This is a genomic window from Sphingomonas sp. MMS24-J13 (assembly GCF_044905095.1).
Taxonomy (GTDB): domain Bacteria; phylum Pseudomonadota; class Alphaproteobacteria; order Sphingomonadales; family Sphingomonadaceae; genus Sphingomonas_I.
The window spans coordinates 3,383,170-3,398,768 of the sequence record NZ_CP173258.1 but is presented as its reverse complement, the minus strand read 5'-3'; the positions used below and the strand labels follow the sequence as shown (position 1 = coordinate 3,398,768).

The window sequence follows — 15,599 nt, the reverse complement described above, 5'->3', positions numbered from 1 at the left end:
TTGTGCATTGCACAAATGGGGGCAGGTCCATGGCACATGACGAAGGGGAAATCAGTCGCCGCGCATTCATGAACGCGGGCGCGGTCGCGGCCGCTGCGGCCACTTTGACAGGCGGAGCTTCCGCCGTCACGGCGCAGCCGGCCGGCGAGAAACAGCCAACCATTCTCGCGATCGGCGGCGGCGGATTCTTTCCGCAGCCATGGGAAACCCAATCGCTGATGCCCGAATATCTGATGGCGCTCACCCCGGCGAAGAACCCCAAGATTTGTTGGCTTGGGCCAGCTTCCGGCGAAAGCGCCAACAGTTTCAACCAGTTCGTTATGGGCTGGTCGCCTTATCCGGCGCAGGTCAAGCATTTCAGCATCTACGATCCCGAGACGCTGGATTTCGTCGATTATCTGATGGGGATGGACATCGTCTTCGTCGGCGGCGGATCGACCAAGAACCTCATGGCCCTGTGGCGCGAATGGGGGTTCGACAAGGCGCTCCACACCGCATGGCAGAACGGCGTGGTGATGGCGGGCAGCAGCGCCGGCCAGATCTGCTGGTACCAATCGGGCCTGACCAATTCGTTCCCCAAGGTGCTGGCGCCGGTGAAGGCGACCGGCTTCCTGCCCGGATCGGTCACGCCGCATTACAATGTCCGGCCCGACCGCAAGAGCCAGTATCGCAAGTTCATCGCCGACGGCTCGCTCGACAGCCCTGGGTTGGCGTTGGAGAATGACGTCGCGGGGCTGTATCGGGGGACGCAGTTGGTCGAGCTGGTGTCGAGCCGGAAGACCGCGGCGGCGTTCAAGCTGACCCGCACCGCGACGGGCTATGACGAGGTGCCGCTGCCAGTGCGGTATCTGGGCAGCTAAAACCCGACGAACCATAACGAACGATACAATCCGATAGCCACCGCCGCCCCATCCGGTTACGATCCCCCAAAAAGGGGAGATGGAGAATGAAGCCTGGCAGCTGGCCCGCAATCCTGGGCGTCTATCTCTTTGCGATCGCCGCCGGCGCGACCGTTCCGAAACTCATTCCCTTGAGCGGCGATTTCGCCCGCGTATTCGGCATGGGCCCGGCTGGGTTCGGCTGGCTCGTCTCGGTGATCGCGATCCCCGCCGCCTTGCTCGCCATCCCGAGCGGGGTCGTCGTCGACCGGTTCGGACCGCGCAAGGTGCTGATCGGCGGCGCGTGCGTGGCAGCCTTCGCCAACCTGCTCTACATCCTCGCCACGTCGGTGCCGATGCTGCAGATCGCCCGGCTGATCGAGGGCGGGGCGATCGTCCACATCTATACCGCCGGCCCAGCGATGCTGATGGGCATGACCGAGGGCAAGCGCCGCACCGCGGCCCTCTCGGTATGGACCACCTATATGCCGGTCGGCACGTCGATCAGCTTCGCCTTCGCCGGCGCTTTTGCGGGCGGCCCGGCATGGCACACGCTTTTCTACGGCCATGGCGCGCTGTTCCTGGCCGCGGCGGCGATCGGGCTGATGCTGCCGAAGATCGATCCCAATGCCGTGCGGATGCGCCGCACGCTCGGCGGCCAGTTGCTGGAACTGCGGTTCGCTTACTCCCGCCCGACCTTGCTGCTGCTCGCGTTCGCCTTCTTCCTGATGATCAGCGTCGGGCTGGGTGCCAATCTCGCCTTTCCGCAATATTTTTCGCGCGTGCTAGGCCTGTCGATGGGGCAGGCTTCGTCGATGGTCGCGGCCACCACATTGATCATGGTGCCGGGATCTTTGCTGGCGGGCTTCGCCTTGTCGCGCGGGATGAAACCGACCGCCTTCTTCGCAGTAATCGCGGTGGTCGGCTTCGTCGTCGGCACCTTATGCTTCGTGCCGGTGCTGGCGCTGCCGTCGCGTTACGCCGCGCTGGCCTGCTGGTTCATGGCGAGCGGTGCCGCGGTCGCGACCCTGATGGCGACCCTGCCGCTGGTGGCGGAGCTCGAGCGCCGCGGCGCGGCGGCGGCCCTGCTCAACCAGGCGGCGGCACTCGCCACCTTCGTCAATCCGCCGATCTGGCTCGGGTTCGCGACGCAGAACGACTGGACACCGTTCGCGATGTTGCTCGGGATCGGCTGGTCGCTCGGCGCGATTGCCGTGTGGCTGGCAACCCGGCTTTCGATGCGGTCTGCTGTCGTTTGAGCCCCGCGGAGCCCCGTTCGTGGCACGATACGCTGGCGCCCGCACCAAGAGCGTGCTGAGAAGCGGCATGGCCAATCCGATCTATGCCGCGATGGGAACCTCGATCTTCGAGGAGATGAGCCATGCGGCGCGCACCACCGGCGCGATCAATCTGGGGCAGGGGTTTCCCGACGAGGATGGTCCGCTCGATATCCGCCAGGCGGCGGCGGACGCCCTTCTCACGCGATCGAACCAATATCCGCCGATGCTGGGCCTGCCCGAGCTTCGGCAGGCGGTGGCGGCTCATTATCGCCGTTTCCACGGGCTCGAGGCCGGCCCCGAACATGTCCTCGTCACTTCGGGCGCAACCGAGGCGATTGCGGCGTCGCTGCTGGCGCTGATCAGCCCGGGCGACGAGGTGTTGCTGATCCAGCCGATGTACGATGCCTATCGGCCCTTGGTCGAACGCGCGGGCGGCGTCGCCCGCTTCGCGCGGCTCGATCCGCCGGGCTGGCGGCTGACGCGCGCGGCGATCGAAAGCGCGATCACGCCGGCGACGCGGATCGTGCTGCTGAACAATCCGCTTAATCCGGCCGCACGGGCCTTCGATCGGGAAGAGTTGGAGACGCTTGCCCGGATCTGCATCGAGCATGATCTGATCGCGATCTGCGACGAGGTGTGGGAGCATGTGCTGTTCGATGGTCGCGCTCACATCCCGCTGATCGCGTTGCCCGGCATGGCCGATCGCACGGTCAAGATCGGATCAGCGGGCAAGATCTTCTCGATGACCGGCTGGAAGGTCGGCTTCGTCGTCGCCGCGCCCGACCTCCATGCGGTGATCGCGCGGGCGCACCAGTTCCTCACCTTCACCACCCCACCCGCCTTGCAGGCCGCAGTCGCGTTCGGCCTGGCGAAGGACGCCGCGCATTTCGCCGCCATGCGCGGGCGCTATCAGGTTTCGCGCGATCGCCTTGCCGGCGCGCTTGCCGCCGGCGGTTATGCGGTGCTGCCCGCCGACGGCACCTATTTCCTTAACGTCGATCTGCGCGCGTCGGGCATCGACGAGCCCGATCGTATGTTCTGCAAGCGGCTGGTCGACGAGCATAAGGTCGCCTCCATCCCGCTGTCACCTTTCTATGCGGAACAGCCGGTCGATCATCTCGTTAGGCTGTGCTTCGCCAAGAGCGATGAAACACTCGACGAAGCCGCGCGCCGGCTGGTCGCCGGGCTTAAGGGGTAGATGGCCATCGCCAGGTTCAATCTCGGACGGCGCATCGCGCCCCCCCGTTTCCTCACCTTCATCCTGCTGATCGCCATCGGCATGGGCGTCGGCATCCCCAATTTCGGCTGGGCGATCGGATCGATGGCGGCGTTCGATATCGCCGCGATGGTCTTCTTCATCAGCATCACGCCTCTGTTCAATGACGAAGCGAACGAGATGCGCCAGTCGGCCAAGAGCAACGACGCCAATCGCGCCCTGCTGCTCGCGATCACCTGCCTCGTCTCGTTCATCGTGCTCGCGGCGGTCGCATCCGAATTGATGCAGAAGGGTACGCCGAAACCGCCGATGATTTTCATGATCATCGGCACGCTGGCTCTGTGCTGGCTGTTCAGCAGCCTGATCTACGCGCTCCATTATGCCCATCTTTTCTACGCCGACGATCAGGGCAAGGATCTGGGCGGCGTCGATTTCCCGGCGACCAAGGAGCCGGATTATTGGGATTTCCTCTATTTCTCGACCTGCCTGAGCATGACCTTCCAGGTCTCCGACATGAACATCACCAGCCGCCGCATCCGTCGCGTGGTGATGTTCCATTGCCTCGCAGCGTTCGTGTTCAACCTCGGTATCATCGCTTTCACGATCAACGTGCTCGGCGGCGGCTGAAGCGAGCCTTTGAAGGCTGGACAGGGCCCGCGTCGCGCGCAAAGGCGGGGCGACGCCTGTTGACCCGCGGGGAATAACGCCATGACCAGTCCTGCCCAGACCTTGCTGCTGTTCGGCGCCACCGGCGATCTGTCGCGGCGCATGCTTCTGCCTAGCCTGTTCGGGCTGGATGCCGATGGCCTGCTGCCTGCCGACCTCGTCATCTACGGTACCGCGCGCGGCGAGCTCGGCGATGACGGCTTCCGCGAGACCGCCGCCAAGGCACTCGCCGGGATCGTAGCCGAGCGCAAGCTGGACCCCTCGGTGCAGGAGCGCTTCCTCAACCGGCTGCATTATGTGGCGGCCGATGCGTCGGTGCCCGAGACGCTGGGCGCGATCGGCGATGCGGTGCGGCCCAATGCCGGGCGTCTTGCGATCTTCCTGTCCACCGCGCCTTCGCTGTTCGAAAAAACGATTGCCGGGCTCGAGATGGCCGGGCTGGCGGGCGAGGGCACCCGGCTCGCGCTGGAGAAGCCGCTCGGTCAGGATCTCGAATCGAGCCGTGAGATCAACGATGCGGTCGCCCGCGTCTTCCCGGAGAAACGGACCTTCCGGATCGATCACTATCTCGGCAAGGAGACGGTGCAGAACCTGCTCGCCTTGCGCTTCGGGAACATATTGTTCGAGCCGTTGTGGAATGCGAGCGCGATCGACCATGTCCAGATCACGGTCGGCGAAACGGTCGGTCTTGAAGGGCGGACGAGCTATTTCGACGGCATGGGCAGCCTGCGCGATATGGTGCAGAACCATATGCTCCAGCTGCTCGCGCTGGTGGCGATGGAAGCGCCTGCGCAATTCACCGCCACCGCGGTCCGCGACGAGAAGGTCAAGGTGCTGCGGTCGCTGCGCAAGCTCGATGCCGCGCGTGAAAGCGTGATCGGGCAATATACGGCCGGCGCGGTCGCGGGGCAGCCGGTGCCGGGCTATATCGACGAACTGGGCGATCCTTCCGCCACCGAGACGTTCGTCGCGCTGAAGGCGCATGTCGACAATTGGCGCTGGCATGGCGTGCCCTTCTACCTGCGCACCGGCAAGCGCCTGCCCTCGCGCAAGTCCGAGATCGTGATTCAGTTCAAACCGGTGCCGCATTCGATGTTCTCGGGGCGCGGTGCGATCCTGCATCCCAACCGCTTGGTGATCACGATCCAGCCCGATGAGAATATCCGTTTCTCGATCATGGCCAAGCAGCCGGGGCTCGATCGCGGCGGCATTCGCCTGCGCGAAGTTCCGCTGGACATCGGCCTGCCGAACGCCTTTGCCGATGTGCGGCGCCGCATTGCCTACGAGCGGCTGCTGCTCGATCTGATCGAGGGCGACCCGACCTTGTTCGTGCGTCGGGACGAGGTCGAGGCCCAGTGGGACTGGATCGATGCGATCCGCGCCGGCTGGGCCGATAACGGCATGGTCCCCAAAAATTATCCGGCGGGCACATGGGGCCCGGCGGCGGCTATCGCGTTGACGGAGAGAGATGGAGTGAGCTGGCATGATTGAAGCCGAATGGTGGGAGCATGATGACGCGGCGGCGCTCGCGGAGGCGGTAGCCGGCGACATCGGCTTCATCGTCGAAAGCGCGCTGGATGCGCGGGCGGCCTGCCTGCTGGCCTTGTCCGGCGGCAAGACGCCGATCGCCGCTTACGAGAAGCTCGCGGCGATGAAGTTCGACTGGAAGCGCGTGACGATCGTGCCGGTCGACGATCGGCTGGTGCCGGTGACCGATGCCTTGTCCAATGTCGGCATGCTCGCGAAGATCTTCATTCCCAAGGGTGCGCGCGTCGTGCCGCTCGGGGCGGAGAACAAGGATGTCGTGCAGGCGGGCAATGCCGCCGACGCACGGCTGCAGGATCTCAAGTGGCCGCCCGATCTGGTGCTGCTCGGCGTCGGCGGCGATGGCCATACCGCGTCGATCCTGCCCGGGCCCGACATGGAGGCGGCCTTGACCGCGCCCAAGACCCGCCGCGCGATCGGCGTCACTCCCGATCCGCTGCCCAAGGAAGCCCCGGTAGCGCGCGTGACGATGACGCGTGCCGCTATCCTGCAGGCACGCGCGCTGATGCTGGCGCTGACGGGCGATGCCAAGCGCGCGCTCGTCGAGCAGGCGATCGAGGATGGGGCGGGATCGAAGCTCCCGATCGGCCGCGTCCTGGCCGAGATCGAGCAGCCGATCGATATCCACTGGGCACCGTGAACGAGGGCCTGTTCTAAAGCCTCTCCCTTTGGGTGTGCGGTCGTTTCGGCGATCGTCCGGGGGATGATCGCTCGACTACACAGGTTGGGTGAGGGTGTCGGAACCGGGAGATTGCAAGCTCGGGCCTCGCCCTCGCCCCAACCCTCTTCCCTGTGGGAGAGGGAGCTATCCGCTTACTCGACCCCCAGCGGACCCGAATAATACCATTGCCTGGTCGCCTGCGTGCGGACCAGTTCGCAGCCGCAATCGCGGCACTTCGAGTGGATCTTGCCGTCCTGGTAGACCAGCCGCACGCGCCGGGCGCGGTGGCGGCCGAAGCTGCAGCCGGGAAGCTCTTCGTGAATCATAAGCCAGTCCTCCTCGGCCATTCCTATTGGCCGGGCTGGTCACGCCGATGTGTCGCTTGTTTCGCGTGCGTATTTCAGCTTCGAAACGTGGCCGCTATAGCGGTTGCGAGAACGAGATCGGGAGAATGCTATGAAAGCGGGCTGGCAGGGTTATGGCGCGGTCTCCATCGGCATTTCCGCCCTGGCCATCGCGGCGGGATGGGCCGGAGCAGCGCCCGATCGCAAGGCCGAGGCGGCGGCGCCCAAGAGCTGCAACGCTGGGACCGGCATCACGCTGCCGCGCGGCTTCTGCGCGACCGTGTTCGCCGACAATATTGGCCATGCCCGCCATATGGCGATGGCGCCCGACGGCACGCTCTATGTGAACGACTGGAGCGGGCAATATTTTCAGGGCGCGCCCAAGGCGCCCGCCGGCGGCTTCATCGTCGCGCTGCGCGACACCGACAAGGACGGCAAGGCCGATAAGATCGTCCGTCTCGGGCAGACCGACGCCGAGGGCGCTACCGGCGGTTCGGGTATCGCGCTCTACAAGGGCTTCCTCTATGCCGAGGAGGGCAGCAGGATCCTGCGCTATCCGCTCAAGCCGGACGGGATGGCGCTGGGTGAGCCCGAGACGGTCGTCTCCGGCCTCCCGACCGACGGCAACCACAATATGCACCCGTTCGTGATCGATCCAAAGGGACAGCTCTTCATGGATTCGGGCTCGGCCACCAACGCCTGCCAGGCGAAGGATCGCCAGCCGGGCGTGCCGGGCGTGATGCCCTGCACCGAATTGCTCACCCGTGGCGGCACGTGGCGCTTCGATGCCAACCAGACCGGCCAGGTCTTCTCGGCCAGCAGCCGCTATGCGACCGGTATTCGCAACGGCGAGGGATTGGCCTTCGATGCGGCCGGACGCCTGTTCGTGACCCAGCATGGGCGCGACCAGCTTTCGCAGAATTGGCCCAAATTCTATACCGCCAAGCAGGGCGAGGAATTGCCCGCCGAGCAGTTCGTCGAGCTCCGTGCCGGGGGCGATTATGGCTGGCCTTATTGTTATTATGACCAGTTTCAGAAGAAGCTGATGCTCGCGCCGGAATATGGCGGCGACGGTAAGAAGGTTGGGCTTTGCGCCGGTAAGACACCGCCGGTGGCCGCTTTCCCCGGCCATTGGGCGCCGAACGATCTGCTCTTCTACAACGGCAAGATGTTCCCGGCCGCCTATCGCGGGGGTGCCTTCATCGCCTTCCATGGATCGTGGAACCGCGCCCCGGCGCCGCAGCAGGGCTACAACATCGTGTTTCAGCCGATGGCGAATGGCAAGGCGGCGGGCGCGTACACCGTGTTCGCCGACGGCTTTGCCGGCGCGCGCAAGGATCCGGGCGGTGCCATGTATCGGCCGGGCGGTCTCGCCATGGGCCCGGATGGCGCGCTTTACATCGCCGACGACGTGCGCGGGCGCATATGGAAGGTGACCTATAGCGGGCCGACCGGTGCGAAGGTGATGGCGGCGCCGAAGCCTGTCTTTGCATCGAGTGCATCCTCGGCGCCGGCTGTTGCAGCGACCATTCCGCCCGGATCGAGTGCCGCGCAGGTCGCGGCGGGCGATACGCTCTTCCACAACAGCACCTGCGCCGGCTGCCATGGTCCGGACGGCAAGGGCGGCCCGATCGGGCCGAGCCTCGCTTCGGGCCAATGGCAATGGGGCGACGGCAGCGTCGCCGCGATCCGCAGGACGATCGTCGCGGGCGTGCCCAAGCCCAAACATTTCAGCGGCGCGATGCCGCCGATGGGGGGCGCCGAGTTGAAGCCCGCCGACATCGGCGCGCTGGCGGCCTATGTCTGGACGCTCAGCCACACGGGGAAATAGCGACATGGCCGATTGCACCCACCTCGACACGATCCACGATGTCACCCCGAGCGCCGACGGATGCGAGGAATGCCTCAAGACCGGGTCCTGGTGGGTGCATCTGCGGCTGTGCCGCACCTGCGGCCATGTCGGCTGCTGCGACGATTCGCCCAACAAGCACGCCACCAAGCATTATCACGCGACCACGCACCCGATCATCGAAGGCTATGACCCGCCCGAAGGCTGGGGCTGGTGCTATGTCGACGAGGTCGCGTTCGACCTGTCCAACCGCAAGACCCCGCATCCAAGGCCAATCCCGCGATTTTTCTAAGCCATAGCTTATAAAATTCCTGCTCTTGGTGAGAGTGGGGGCACTCTCGCCATCGCGGAAGGTTTGAAATTCTCATAGGCGCATCGCCGACGGCGGGGCTCTTGCTCAATTCTCTCTGCGAAAAGCGGGAGAGGGTTTCTGCCGTTCGAACGCAATGCTAAATAGTAAGCATGAGCTTATCGAATCGCCTCCGCCTCTCCGTCGACCAGTGGATCATCCTCGCGATCGCCGCCGCCACCGCCGCGCTCCGTCTGGCGGTGGCGGGGCGATACGATCTGATGCGCAACGAACTTTATTTCCTCGCCTGCGGGCGGCATCCGGCGTTCGGCTATGCCGATCAGCCGCCGCTCGTCCCGCTGATTGCCGCCGCCACGCAGATGTTTGGCGAGAGCGTCTGGCTGATGCGTTTGCCCGCGGTGATCGCCGCCACGGCGCTGGTGCCCGTGACTGCTGCGTTGGCGCGCACGCTCGGCGGTGGACGTGCGGGCGCGATCGTTGCTGCGGTCGCTGCCGCAACCGCGCTCGGCACTGCGGCGGTCACGACCACTTTGACCACCGCGACGTTCGAACCGATCGCCTGGGCGCTCGTCGCCTGGCTGATGGCACGCGCGATCCTCCTTGGCGATCGCCGCGCGCCGATATGGGCCGGGCTGGTCGCCGGCCTCGCGCTGGAGGCCAAATACGGAATCATTCTCTGGCTGGTGCCGATGACGCTCGGGCTCGCCGCCACTGCCGCCGGCCGCGCGCTCCTGGCGCGGCGGGAGACGCGGATCGGCGTCGCCATCGCCACCGTGATCGCAGCGCCAAGCCTGATCTGGCAGGCGTTGAACGGCTGGCCCTTCCTCGAAATCATTGCCAATCACACGCCCGGTAATTTCACCGGCGGGGCGCTGCGGTTCGCGCTCGGCCAGATTACTGCGATGAATCTGCTGCTCGCGCCGCTGTGGATCGCGGGCGCAATCGCGCCGTTCGTAGTCGATCGCCTGAAGCCGGTGCGTTTTCTCGCGATCGCGTTCATGGGCGCGGCCGCGCTGACATGGCTGACGCACGGCAAGGACTATTATCTGTTCGGCGCCTACCCGGCGATGTTCGCGATCGGTGCGGTCGTCGTCGCGCGGTTGTGGCGCTGGGCGATCGGACTATGGCTTGCGGCCTGCGTCGCCAATTTCATGCTGATCGCGCCGGTGCTGTTCCCGCTGCTGCCGCCCTGGCGCCTGTTCGGCTTGCTCGAACATAGCCATCTGCGCCCAGCGCCCGACGAGAAAGCCGCGATCGGCGCGCCGCTGACGCAGATTTTCTCGGAGGAAATGGGCTGGCGCGAGCTCGAGGGGCAGGCCGCTAATGTCTATCGGGCGCTGCCACCGGCCGATCTCGCACGCGCCGCGATCCTCGCGCGCAATTATGGCGAGGCGGCCGCGATCGACATTTACGGGCCCAAGGACGGCCTGCCGCCCGCGATCAGCGGTGACAATCAATATTGGCTCTGGGGCCCGCGCGGCTATGACGGCAGCGTGATCATCCATATCAACGGCAATCCCGACGACTGGCGGAGCCGGTGCGGCAGCGTCACGCTCGCGGGCCGCTTCGGCGTACCGCTGGCCATGCCGTTCGAGCGCGATCGCCCGATCTTCGTCTGCCGCGATCTGAAAGGCGGGCTCGCCGCCGCCTGGCCTGGACTGAAGCGGTACGGCCAATGACCGATTTCCTGCCCCCCGGGCCGCTCGCCACCGCCAATCTCATCCGCCGCAGTCTGGCGGATTTCGCTCGGCGGATGCGCGGCATGCGCGAGGATCATGGCGTCAGCGCCTCGAAGCTCAGCGTCCTCGGCCGGCTCGCGCGCGCCGGCCGTCCGCTCACCGCCACCGAGCTCGCCGCGCTGGAGCGTCTCCAGCCGCAATCGCTCACGCGCATCATCGCGGATCTCGATGAGAACGGCTTCATCGTCCGCACGCAGAACGCGCAGGATCGCCGCCAACTCGATATAGCGATGTCGCCTGCGGGCCTCGAGCTTATCCACACCGATGCGCGGCGCCAGAGCGAGTGGCTCGCCGACGCGATGACGAAGCAACTCACGCCCGCCGAGCGAGCGATCCTCGTCCTCGCCGCTGAATTGCTCGATCGGATCGTCGATCATGAGGCCAGTGGCGCACAGAGGCACGTTAACGCTTCGCCGGAAAATGCACTTGAAATGGGCCGTTCGGAGACGCGTGGGTGATTATGTTCGACCCTTCGCTGGCGATGGTGAACCGCCATTATCGAGTTGTGCCGCCGCCGAGCGCAGCCTAGATCGATCGCCAAAATAAAAGTCTAGGAGTAGGCGATTGGACGAACAGGCGATCGAGCGTGCGGCCATTGCACTGTACGAACTTCACCCAGCGTATTGCACGATGCCGATGGTCGTCGCGGGCGAGCGTGCCAAGGTCACGCTGATCGTGCCGTGGCCCCAGGCGCCCGATTGGCGGCGCGAGCGCGCCCTTCGTGAAGCCCGCATAATCTTGCAGGCCGCGGGCTTACCTGCTCGGTGCTCCGGGCACGACCGTTAGCGGCGTCCACGGCCGCACGTCGTTGGCTTTATATTGATAGAGGCCGAAACCATAGAGGATCATTTTTACGCCAGGCCGAAGCGGTAACACGGTCGCGGCGTCGATCACGAAAATTCCATAAGCGACGAGCCCGCCGAAAAGGAGCGTCTTCTTGAGCGTGAAGCGGCCAGAAGGCTTTACCGGCTCCTTCATTCCTGTCGCGAGAATGCGCTTGCGGAGCCCAAGTACGGGCCGTTCGATGAGATGCCAGGACGCAACTGCGAAAAGCAACGTTATTGGCAGGGCAAGCGCCAGATTGACATACCAGGTCCGATACGCCGGCAGAAAATGGGTGATCGATTGTTGGATCGGAAATCCGTAAATATAGATGCCGTAACTGTAATCGCCGCGGTTGAAGAATGGAAGTTTGGGAAGACGGCTAAGGCCCACGACGGCAACGGTATAAATCAGGCCGGGCACCGCAAGATAGGCCAGCGCCTGCATCTGCGCCGCCTGTGTGAGGTAGATGAGACCCATCGCCGCAAAGAAAAGAGCGGCAGCAATTCGCCAATCAAACGGCAGGCGATCCCGGTACAGAAATACGAGATTACCGATCAAAAAGCAGTAGATCAGAAGTTTCGCGGGCAAGACTTCGATGGAGCCGTGCGTGGGAAATATCCAGCCAATCGCCAGGGTCGCCAGAGCGTAGACAATAGTGATTATGGTCATCGCTTTCACGCGCCGGTAGGCGCCCGTGAGAAGCAGTAACGACATTATGATGTAGCAAAGAATTTCCGGGCCGACCGTCCAGAGCGCGAAATTTACGAGTTGGGGTGCGGGGTTATCCAGAAACAACCCAGGCAAAGAAAACCTGACGCGTCCGATGAGAGATCCGAAATATTCGAAAAACATCGGGCTGGTAAAATATTGGCGCAAAGGAAGGGCCGTCAGCAGCGGGCCGAGAACCAGAGCGGATATGGTGATTTCGGTAAGAAGCGCCGGCAGAATACGGAGCACGCGAAATGTGATGAAAGTCTTGAGTTCGCCCGTACGAAGGGCGCTTCCCATCACAAGGAAGCCGCTCAGCCCAAAGAACATGGGTAAGAGCATTGCCAACAGTACCGGTACCGGAAATTGGGCTAGCGTGCTGCCATAGTCTTGGCCGTAGCTGATGCTGAAGCTGTGCCAGGTCAGAATGCTCAGCGCCAAGCCGACGCGAAGATGATCGAAACCGGGGCCGATTCCCTTAAGATCGTCTAGCCGTTTTCCGATTGATATCGGCACGCATATCTCCCTGCGGAATCAGGCTCCCGTAGCACCTCCGGGGATTTCGGCAACGCCGGTTTGCGGTCTGCCCGGCCCCTTGCATCGGCATGCGTTCGACGGTGATCGAAAAACGAAAATCGTCGAGGCGGGCGGGAAAGATGCGTCGTCGATGTGATTTGCAGTCATCCACGGCTGATCCCTCCGCCGGAGGGATCAAGCCGGGATGCTGGTGCTGCCGGTGAGGATTGAACTCACGACCTCAGCCTTACCAAGGATGCGCTCTACCACTGAGCTACGGCAGCTTGGCACCAGCGTGCTGCCCCTGTCGGGGAGGCGCGCCTATGGACAAGCCGTTGCCCGACGTCAAGGAAGCATCCATGGTTAAAGACAATTCCGATCGCGCGGAACGGTTGGCGGAGGCGCTCAGGGCGAATCTGCGGCGGCGCAAGGCACAGGCGCGGGCGGTGGATAGCGCTCCGGACGGCAAGGCGCTTCGGCCCGACGAAAAGGGGGATTAGTCCTCGGTTTCTAGCGGCGGGCCGCCCGCTGCGCCCGGCGGGGGCTGGACTGCGGGCAGCGAGATCGACTTGCCGTCCGGGCCGGCAAATTCGATTCCCTCCTTCTCGAGCGATGCCAGGATGCCGAGCGCGATCGCATGTTTGGTCTGGAACGCTTCGTTCGCCGAGCGCGACATGACGTCGAACTGGACCTGCACGTCGATCGAGGGCCCGCTGAGGTCGACGATACCGCACTGAACGAGGTGACAATGCTCCTGCGCCTCGATCACCTTCTTCACGAGATCGGGCACGCGTGCCAGCACCGCCGATGGCGTGTGATAGATCAGGTGAAGCGTGAACTCCGAGCGCCGCCGCGACAGCCGGGCGAGATTGTGCAATTCCTTGTTGAGCAAATTGGTGTTGGAGATCACCACCTCTTCGCCGGTGGTCGCCCGGATGCGCGTGGTCTTGAGCCCGATCTCCTCGACCGTGCCGACCGTCTTGTCCCATTTGATCACCTCACCGCGCTGGAACGGGCGATCGAAGATAATCGACAGCGCCGAAAACAGGTCGTCGAAGATCCCCTTGGCGGCGAGACCGATGGCGATACCGCCGATGCCGAGGCCCGCGACCAGACCGGTGACGTTCACGCCGAGATTGTCGAGGATCAGCACGAAGGCGATCGTGAAGATCGCGACCGTCACCAGCAGGCGGACGATCCCGACCGCCGAGCCCAGGCTACCCGGATCCTCGCCGCCCGCGCAATTCTCGACGATCCCGAGGATGAATTCGCGCACCCACAAGGCGCCCTGCAGCGCGGATGCGATCGTGAACAGTACCCCGACCGTCTGCGCCAGCAGCGGCGGCGGATCGGCGTAGCCGTCCACCAGCTTGGCGGCGAATGCGATCATGAACCAGAAGCGCGTGGCCACGAACACCCGGCCGATCGTCACGGGCCAGTGGGTGACCACATCGCGCCGCCTGCACAATCGCGTGCCGAGGACGCGAATGCCGATCATGACCATGATCAACGCCGTGCCCGCCGCGCCGGCGATCACGATCTGGAGATAATGGCCGAGGAGCCAATCCCAACTCTGGTCGATCAGCATCTGTAGCGACATGCGCGACACGCGCAGCGGCATCGTAACGGAGGCGTTGGTGGGCATGATCTATCTCAAGCGGCTTCGGCGCGGCTCTTGTTGAGGAGCGCGATCTCGTCAAGGAAAGCGATCAACGCGCGCTCGCGTGCGGCCAGCCAGCGCGTGGAGCGCGGCAGCTTGAGCGCGCACAGCCCGGCCGGATCGCCCGTGCGGCACAATTCGATCAACGCGGGATGGATGTAGGATTTGCGGCTGATCGCCGGCGTGTTGCCAAGCGCGGCGGCGACCGCCTCGAGCATCGGCTTCAGCCCGACTTTGCCGTCCTTGGCGACGTCCAGGATATGTTCGAACGCCAGGAGGGTCGCGCCCCAGGTGCGGAAATGCTTGGCCGTGAAATCGCCGCCGGCCGCCTCGCGGATATAGGCGTTGACGTCGTCGGAACCCACCGGGTGGGGATTGCCCTCGCCATCCAGATATTCGAACAGATGCTGGCCGGGCAGGTCTTGCGTGCGCCGCACGATCTGCGCCAGCCGGCGATCCTCGATCGTCAGCCGCTGCTTCTTGCCCGATTTGCCCATATATTCGAGGCGCAGGCGCGCGCCGCTTATCCGGGCATGGCGGTTGCGCAGGGTCGTCGCGCCGAAGCTCTTGTTATCCTTGGCGTAGCTTTCGTTGCCGATGCGGATATGGCCCAGATCGAGCAGGCGCACAACCGCCGCGATGACGGTCTCGCGGCCGAGTGAGCGCTGCGCCAGATCGGCGTTCACCCGCGCGCGCAGTTTCGGCAGCGCGCGGCCGAAATCGGCGCAGCGCTCATATTTGTCGGCGTCCCGCTGCGCGCGGAACTGGGGATGATAGCGATATTGCTTGCGGCCGCGATCGTCGATGCCGGTCGCCTGGATATGGCCCCTGGGGTCGGGGCAGAACCAGGCCTGCCGGTAAGCGGGCGGTAGCGCGATCGCGTTCAGGCGATCGATCTCGTCGCGATCTTTGATGCGGCTGCCGTCAGGGTGATAATAGCCCCAGCCATGCCCGGCTTTTTTACGGACGATGCCCGGTTTGCTGTCGTCGACATGGTGCAATTTCGTTTCGGCCATGCGTGGTGAACGTGGCCCGCCCGCGCTTCGTTCCGCGCATCGTCGCGGGCGACGCCCCGGTTAACTTTCCCGCGCGCGAAATATCATCCGTCCGTGTCGAGTGAAGTCGAGTCACGTCAGCGCGGAACATCCCTCGACTTCGCGCGGGACGAGCGGAAGTTCTATCCGCTCAATGGCCGATCTTGCTGCGGTCCCGCAGCCACACGACGACCGCGATCATGATCCCGGCCGCAGCGCCGATCACCGCGCCGAGCAGCGGCTGGTGGAGCATTCCGCCGATGATCGCGCCTGCGACGATGAGGAGGGCGAGCGGCGCGCCGGCGGCGCTGGGATTGGGTCGGGCCATGGCGCCGTTTGCCACACTTCATCGGACCCGCGCCAGCTTT

At 64.5% G+C, this 15,599-nt stretch carries 16 protein-coding genes and 1 tRNA gene; 11 read left to right on the top strand and 6 right to left on the bottom strand.

Features of this window, described 5'->3' with window-relative positions; all coding sequences use genetic code 11:
- Nucleotides 1-29: 29 nt before the first annotated feature.
- The 6 genes from AB4Z44_RS15600 (at nt 30) to pgl (ending at nt 6,225) form a co-directional block, all read left to right on the top strand.
- Nucleotides 30-860, top strand: coding sequence for a Type 1 glutamine amidotransferase-like domain-containing protein (locus AB4Z44_RS15600; protein ID WP_404710613.1), 831 nt, complete (start codon nt 30-32; stop codon nt 858-860).
- 86 nt (nt 861-946) lie between these two features.
- Nucleotides 947-2,137: an MFS transporter gene (locus AB4Z44_RS15595; RefSeq protein WP_404710612.1), complete on the top strand. Its 1,191-nt coding sequence runs from the start codon at nt 947-949 to the stop codon at nt 2,135-2,137.
- A gap of 67 nt (nt 2,138-2,204) precedes the next feature.
- The gene (locus AB4Z44_RS15590; protein ID WP_404714245.1) at nt 2,205-3,356 is read left to right on the top strand and encodes an aminotransferase; all 1,152 of its coding nucleotides are present in this window, start codon (nt 2,205-2,207) and stop codon (nt 3,354-3,356) included.
- Nucleotides 3,357-4,001, top strand: a complete 645-nt coding sequence (locus AB4Z44_RS15585; RefSeq protein WP_404710611.1) for a DUF1345 domain-containing protein — start codon at nt 3,357-3,359, stop codon at nt 3,999-4,001. It abuts the gene before it with no gap.
- Between the two features lie 81 nt (nt 4,002-4,082).
- On the top strand, nt 4,083-5,531 hold the full coding sequence (gene zwf / locus AB4Z44_RS15580; RefSeq protein ID WP_404710610.1) for a glucose-6-phosphate dehydrogenase: 1,449 nt from the start codon (nt 4,083-4,085) through the stop codon (nt 5,529-5,531).
- A complete protein-coding gene (gene pgl / locus AB4Z44_RS15575) occupies nt 5,524-6,225 on the top strand; it encodes a 6-phosphogluconolactonase (RefSeq protein ID WP_404710609.1) in 702 nt (233 codons plus the stop codon). The genes zwf and pgl overlap by 8 nt, the downstream gene beginning before the upstream one ends.
- A 173-nt stretch (nt 6,226-6,398) precedes the next feature.
- Here pgl and AB4Z44_RS15570 read toward each other — a convergent pair whose 3' ends face one another.
- Nucleotides 6,399-6,572 (bottom strand): hypothetical protein, encoded by a 174-nt coding sequence (locus AB4Z44_RS15570; protein WP_404710608.1) that lies wholly within the window; start codon nt 6,570-6,572, stop codon nt 6,399-6,401.
- A 130-nt stretch (nt 6,573-6,702) separates the two neighbouring features.
- On the opposite strand from AB4Z44_RS15570, the gene AB4Z44_RS15565 reads away from it, so the two are divergent.
- The 4 genes from AB4Z44_RS15565 to AB4Z44_RS15550 all read left to right on the top strand — a co-directional run bounded on the left by AB4Z44_RS15565 (nt 6,703) and on the right by AB4Z44_RS15550 (nt 10,946).
- The gene (locus tag AB4Z44_RS15565) at nt 6,703-8,421 is read left to right on the top strand and encodes a c-type cytochrome (RefSeq protein ID WP_404710607.1); all 1,719 of its coding nucleotides are present in this window, start codon (nt 6,703-6,705) and stop codon (nt 8,419-8,421) included.
- Between the two features lie 4 nt (nt 8,422-8,425).
- Complete coding sequence (locus AB4Z44_RS15560) at nt 8,426-8,731, top strand: UBP-type zinc finger domain-containing protein (RefSeq protein WP_404710606.1); 306 nt, start codon at nt 8,426-8,428, stop codon at nt 8,729-8,731.
- Between the two features lie 170 nt (nt 8,732-8,901).
- Nucleotides 8,902-10,428 carry a glycosyltransferase family 39 protein gene (locus tag AB4Z44_RS15555; protein ID WP_404710605.1) on the top strand — a complete coding sequence of 509 codons (1,527 nt, stop codon included), beginning with the start codon at nt 8,902-8,904 and terminating at the stop codon, nt 10,426-10,428.
- Nucleotides 10,425-10,946, top strand: a complete 522-nt coding sequence (locus tag AB4Z44_RS15550) for a MarR family winged helix-turn-helix transcriptional regulator (protein WP_404710604.1) — start codon at nt 10,425-10,427, stop codon at nt 10,944-10,946. Before AB4Z44_RS15555 ends, AB4Z44_RS15550 begins: the two co-directional genes overlap by 4 nt.
- 295 nt (nt 10,947-11,241) lie before the next feature.
- On the opposite strand, the gene AB4Z44_RS15545 is transcribed toward AB4Z44_RS15550, so the two are convergent.
- The gene (locus AB4Z44_RS15545) at nt 11,242-12,537 is read right to left on the bottom strand and encodes an acyltransferase family protein (protein WP_404710603.1); all 1,296 of its coding nucleotides are present in this window, start codon (nt 12,535-12,537) and stop codon (nt 11,242-11,244) included.
- A gap of 209 nt (nt 12,538-12,746) precedes the next feature.
- Nucleotides 12,747-12,821: transfer RNA gene (locus tag AB4Z44_RS15540), tRNA-Thr, on the bottom strand.
- Nucleotides 12,822-12,860: 39 nt separating this feature from the next.
- Here AB4Z44_RS15540 and AB4Z44_RS15535 point away from each other — a divergent pair.
- Nucleotides 12,861-13,037, top strand: coding sequence for a hypothetical protein (locus AB4Z44_RS15535; RefSeq protein ID WP_404710602.1), 177 nt, complete (start codon nt 12,861-12,863; stop codon nt 13,035-13,037).
- Here the strand turns inward: AB4Z44_RS15535 and AB4Z44_RS15530 are convergent.
- The 3 genes from AB4Z44_RS15530 to AB4Z44_RS15520 all read right to left on the bottom strand — a co-directional run bounded on the left by AB4Z44_RS15530 (nt 13,034) and on the right by AB4Z44_RS15520 (nt 15,559).
- Nucleotides 13,034-14,182 (bottom strand): mechanosensitive ion channel family protein, encoded by a 1,149-nt coding sequence (locus AB4Z44_RS15530; protein ID WP_404710601.1) that lies wholly within the window; start codon nt 14,180-14,182, stop codon nt 13,034-13,036. The genes AB4Z44_RS15535 and AB4Z44_RS15530 overlap by 4 nt on opposite strands.
- 8 nt (nt 14,183-14,190) lie before the next feature.
- On the bottom strand, nt 14,191-15,213 hold the full coding sequence (locus AB4Z44_RS15525; RefSeq protein WP_404710600.1) for a DNA topoisomerase IB: 1,023 nt from the start codon (nt 15,211-15,213) through the stop codon (nt 14,191-14,193).
- A gap of 169 nt (nt 15,214-15,382) precedes the next feature.
- Complete coding sequence (locus AB4Z44_RS15520) at nt 15,383-15,559, bottom strand: hypothetical protein (protein ID WP_404710599.1); 177 nt, start codon at nt 15,557-15,559, stop codon at nt 15,383-15,385.
- Nucleotides 15,560-15,599: the final 40 nt, after the last annotated feature.

Excerpts from the sequence above, each read along its gene's own strand:
- AB4Z44_RS15600 (WP_404710613.1), top strand. The coding sequence starts at position 30 with ATGGCACATGACGAAGGGGAAATCAGTCGCCGCGCATTCATGAACGCG.
- AB4Z44_RS15595 (WP_404710612.1), top strand. The coding sequence starts at position 947 with ATGAAGCCTGGCAGCTGGCCCGCAATCCTGGGCGTCTATCTCTTTGCG.
- AB4Z44_RS15590 (WP_404714245.1), top strand. The coding sequence starts at position 2,205 with ATGGCCAATCCGATCTATGCCGCGATGGGAACCTCGATCTTCGAGGAG.
- AB4Z44_RS15585 (WP_404710611.1), top strand. The coding sequence starts at position 3,357 with ATGGCCATCGCCAGGTTCAATCTCGGACGGCGCATCGCGCCCCCCCGT.
- zwf (WP_404710610.1), top strand. The coding sequence starts at position 4,083 with ATGACCAGTCCTGCCCAGACCTTGCTGCTGTTCGGCGCCACCGGCGAT.
- pgl (WP_404710609.1), top strand. The coding sequence starts at position 5,524 with ATGATTGAAGCCGAATGGTGGGAGCATGATGACGCGGCGGCGCTCGCG.
- AB4Z44_RS15570 (WP_404710608.1), bottom strand. The coding sequence starts at position 6,572 with ATGATTCACGAAGAGCTTCCCGGCTGCAGCTTCGGCCGCCACCGCGCC.
- AB4Z44_RS15565 (WP_404710607.1), top strand. The coding sequence starts at position 6,703 with ATGAAAGCGGGCTGGCAGGGTTATGGCGCGGTCTCCATCGGCATTTCC.
- AB4Z44_RS15560 (WP_404710606.1), top strand. The coding sequence starts at position 8,426 with ATGGCCGATTGCACCCACCTCGACACGATCCACGATGTCACCCCGAGC.
- AB4Z44_RS15555 (WP_404710605.1), top strand. The coding sequence starts at position 8,902 with ATGAGCTTATCGAATCGCCTCCGCCTCTCCGTCGACCAGTGGATCATC.
- AB4Z44_RS15550 (WP_404710604.1), top strand. The coding sequence starts at position 10,425 with ATGACCGATTTCCTGCCCCCCGGGCCGCTCGCCACCGCCAATCTCATC.
- AB4Z44_RS15535 (WP_404710602.1), top strand. The coding sequence starts at position 12,861 with ATGGACAAGCCGTTGCCCGACGTCAAGGAAGCATCCATGGTTAAAGAC.
- AB4Z44_RS15530 (WP_404710601.1), bottom strand. The coding sequence starts at position 14,182 with ATGCCCACCAACGCCTCCGTTACGATGCCGCTGCGCGTGTCGCGCATG.
- AB4Z44_RS15525 (WP_404710600.1), bottom strand. The coding sequence starts at position 15,213 with ATGGCCGAAACGAAATTGCACCATGTCGACGACAGCAAACCGGGCATC.
- AB4Z44_RS15520 (WP_404710599.1), bottom strand. The coding sequence starts at position 15,559 with ATGGCCCGACCCAATCCCAGCGCCGCCGGCGCGCCGCTCGCCCTCCTC.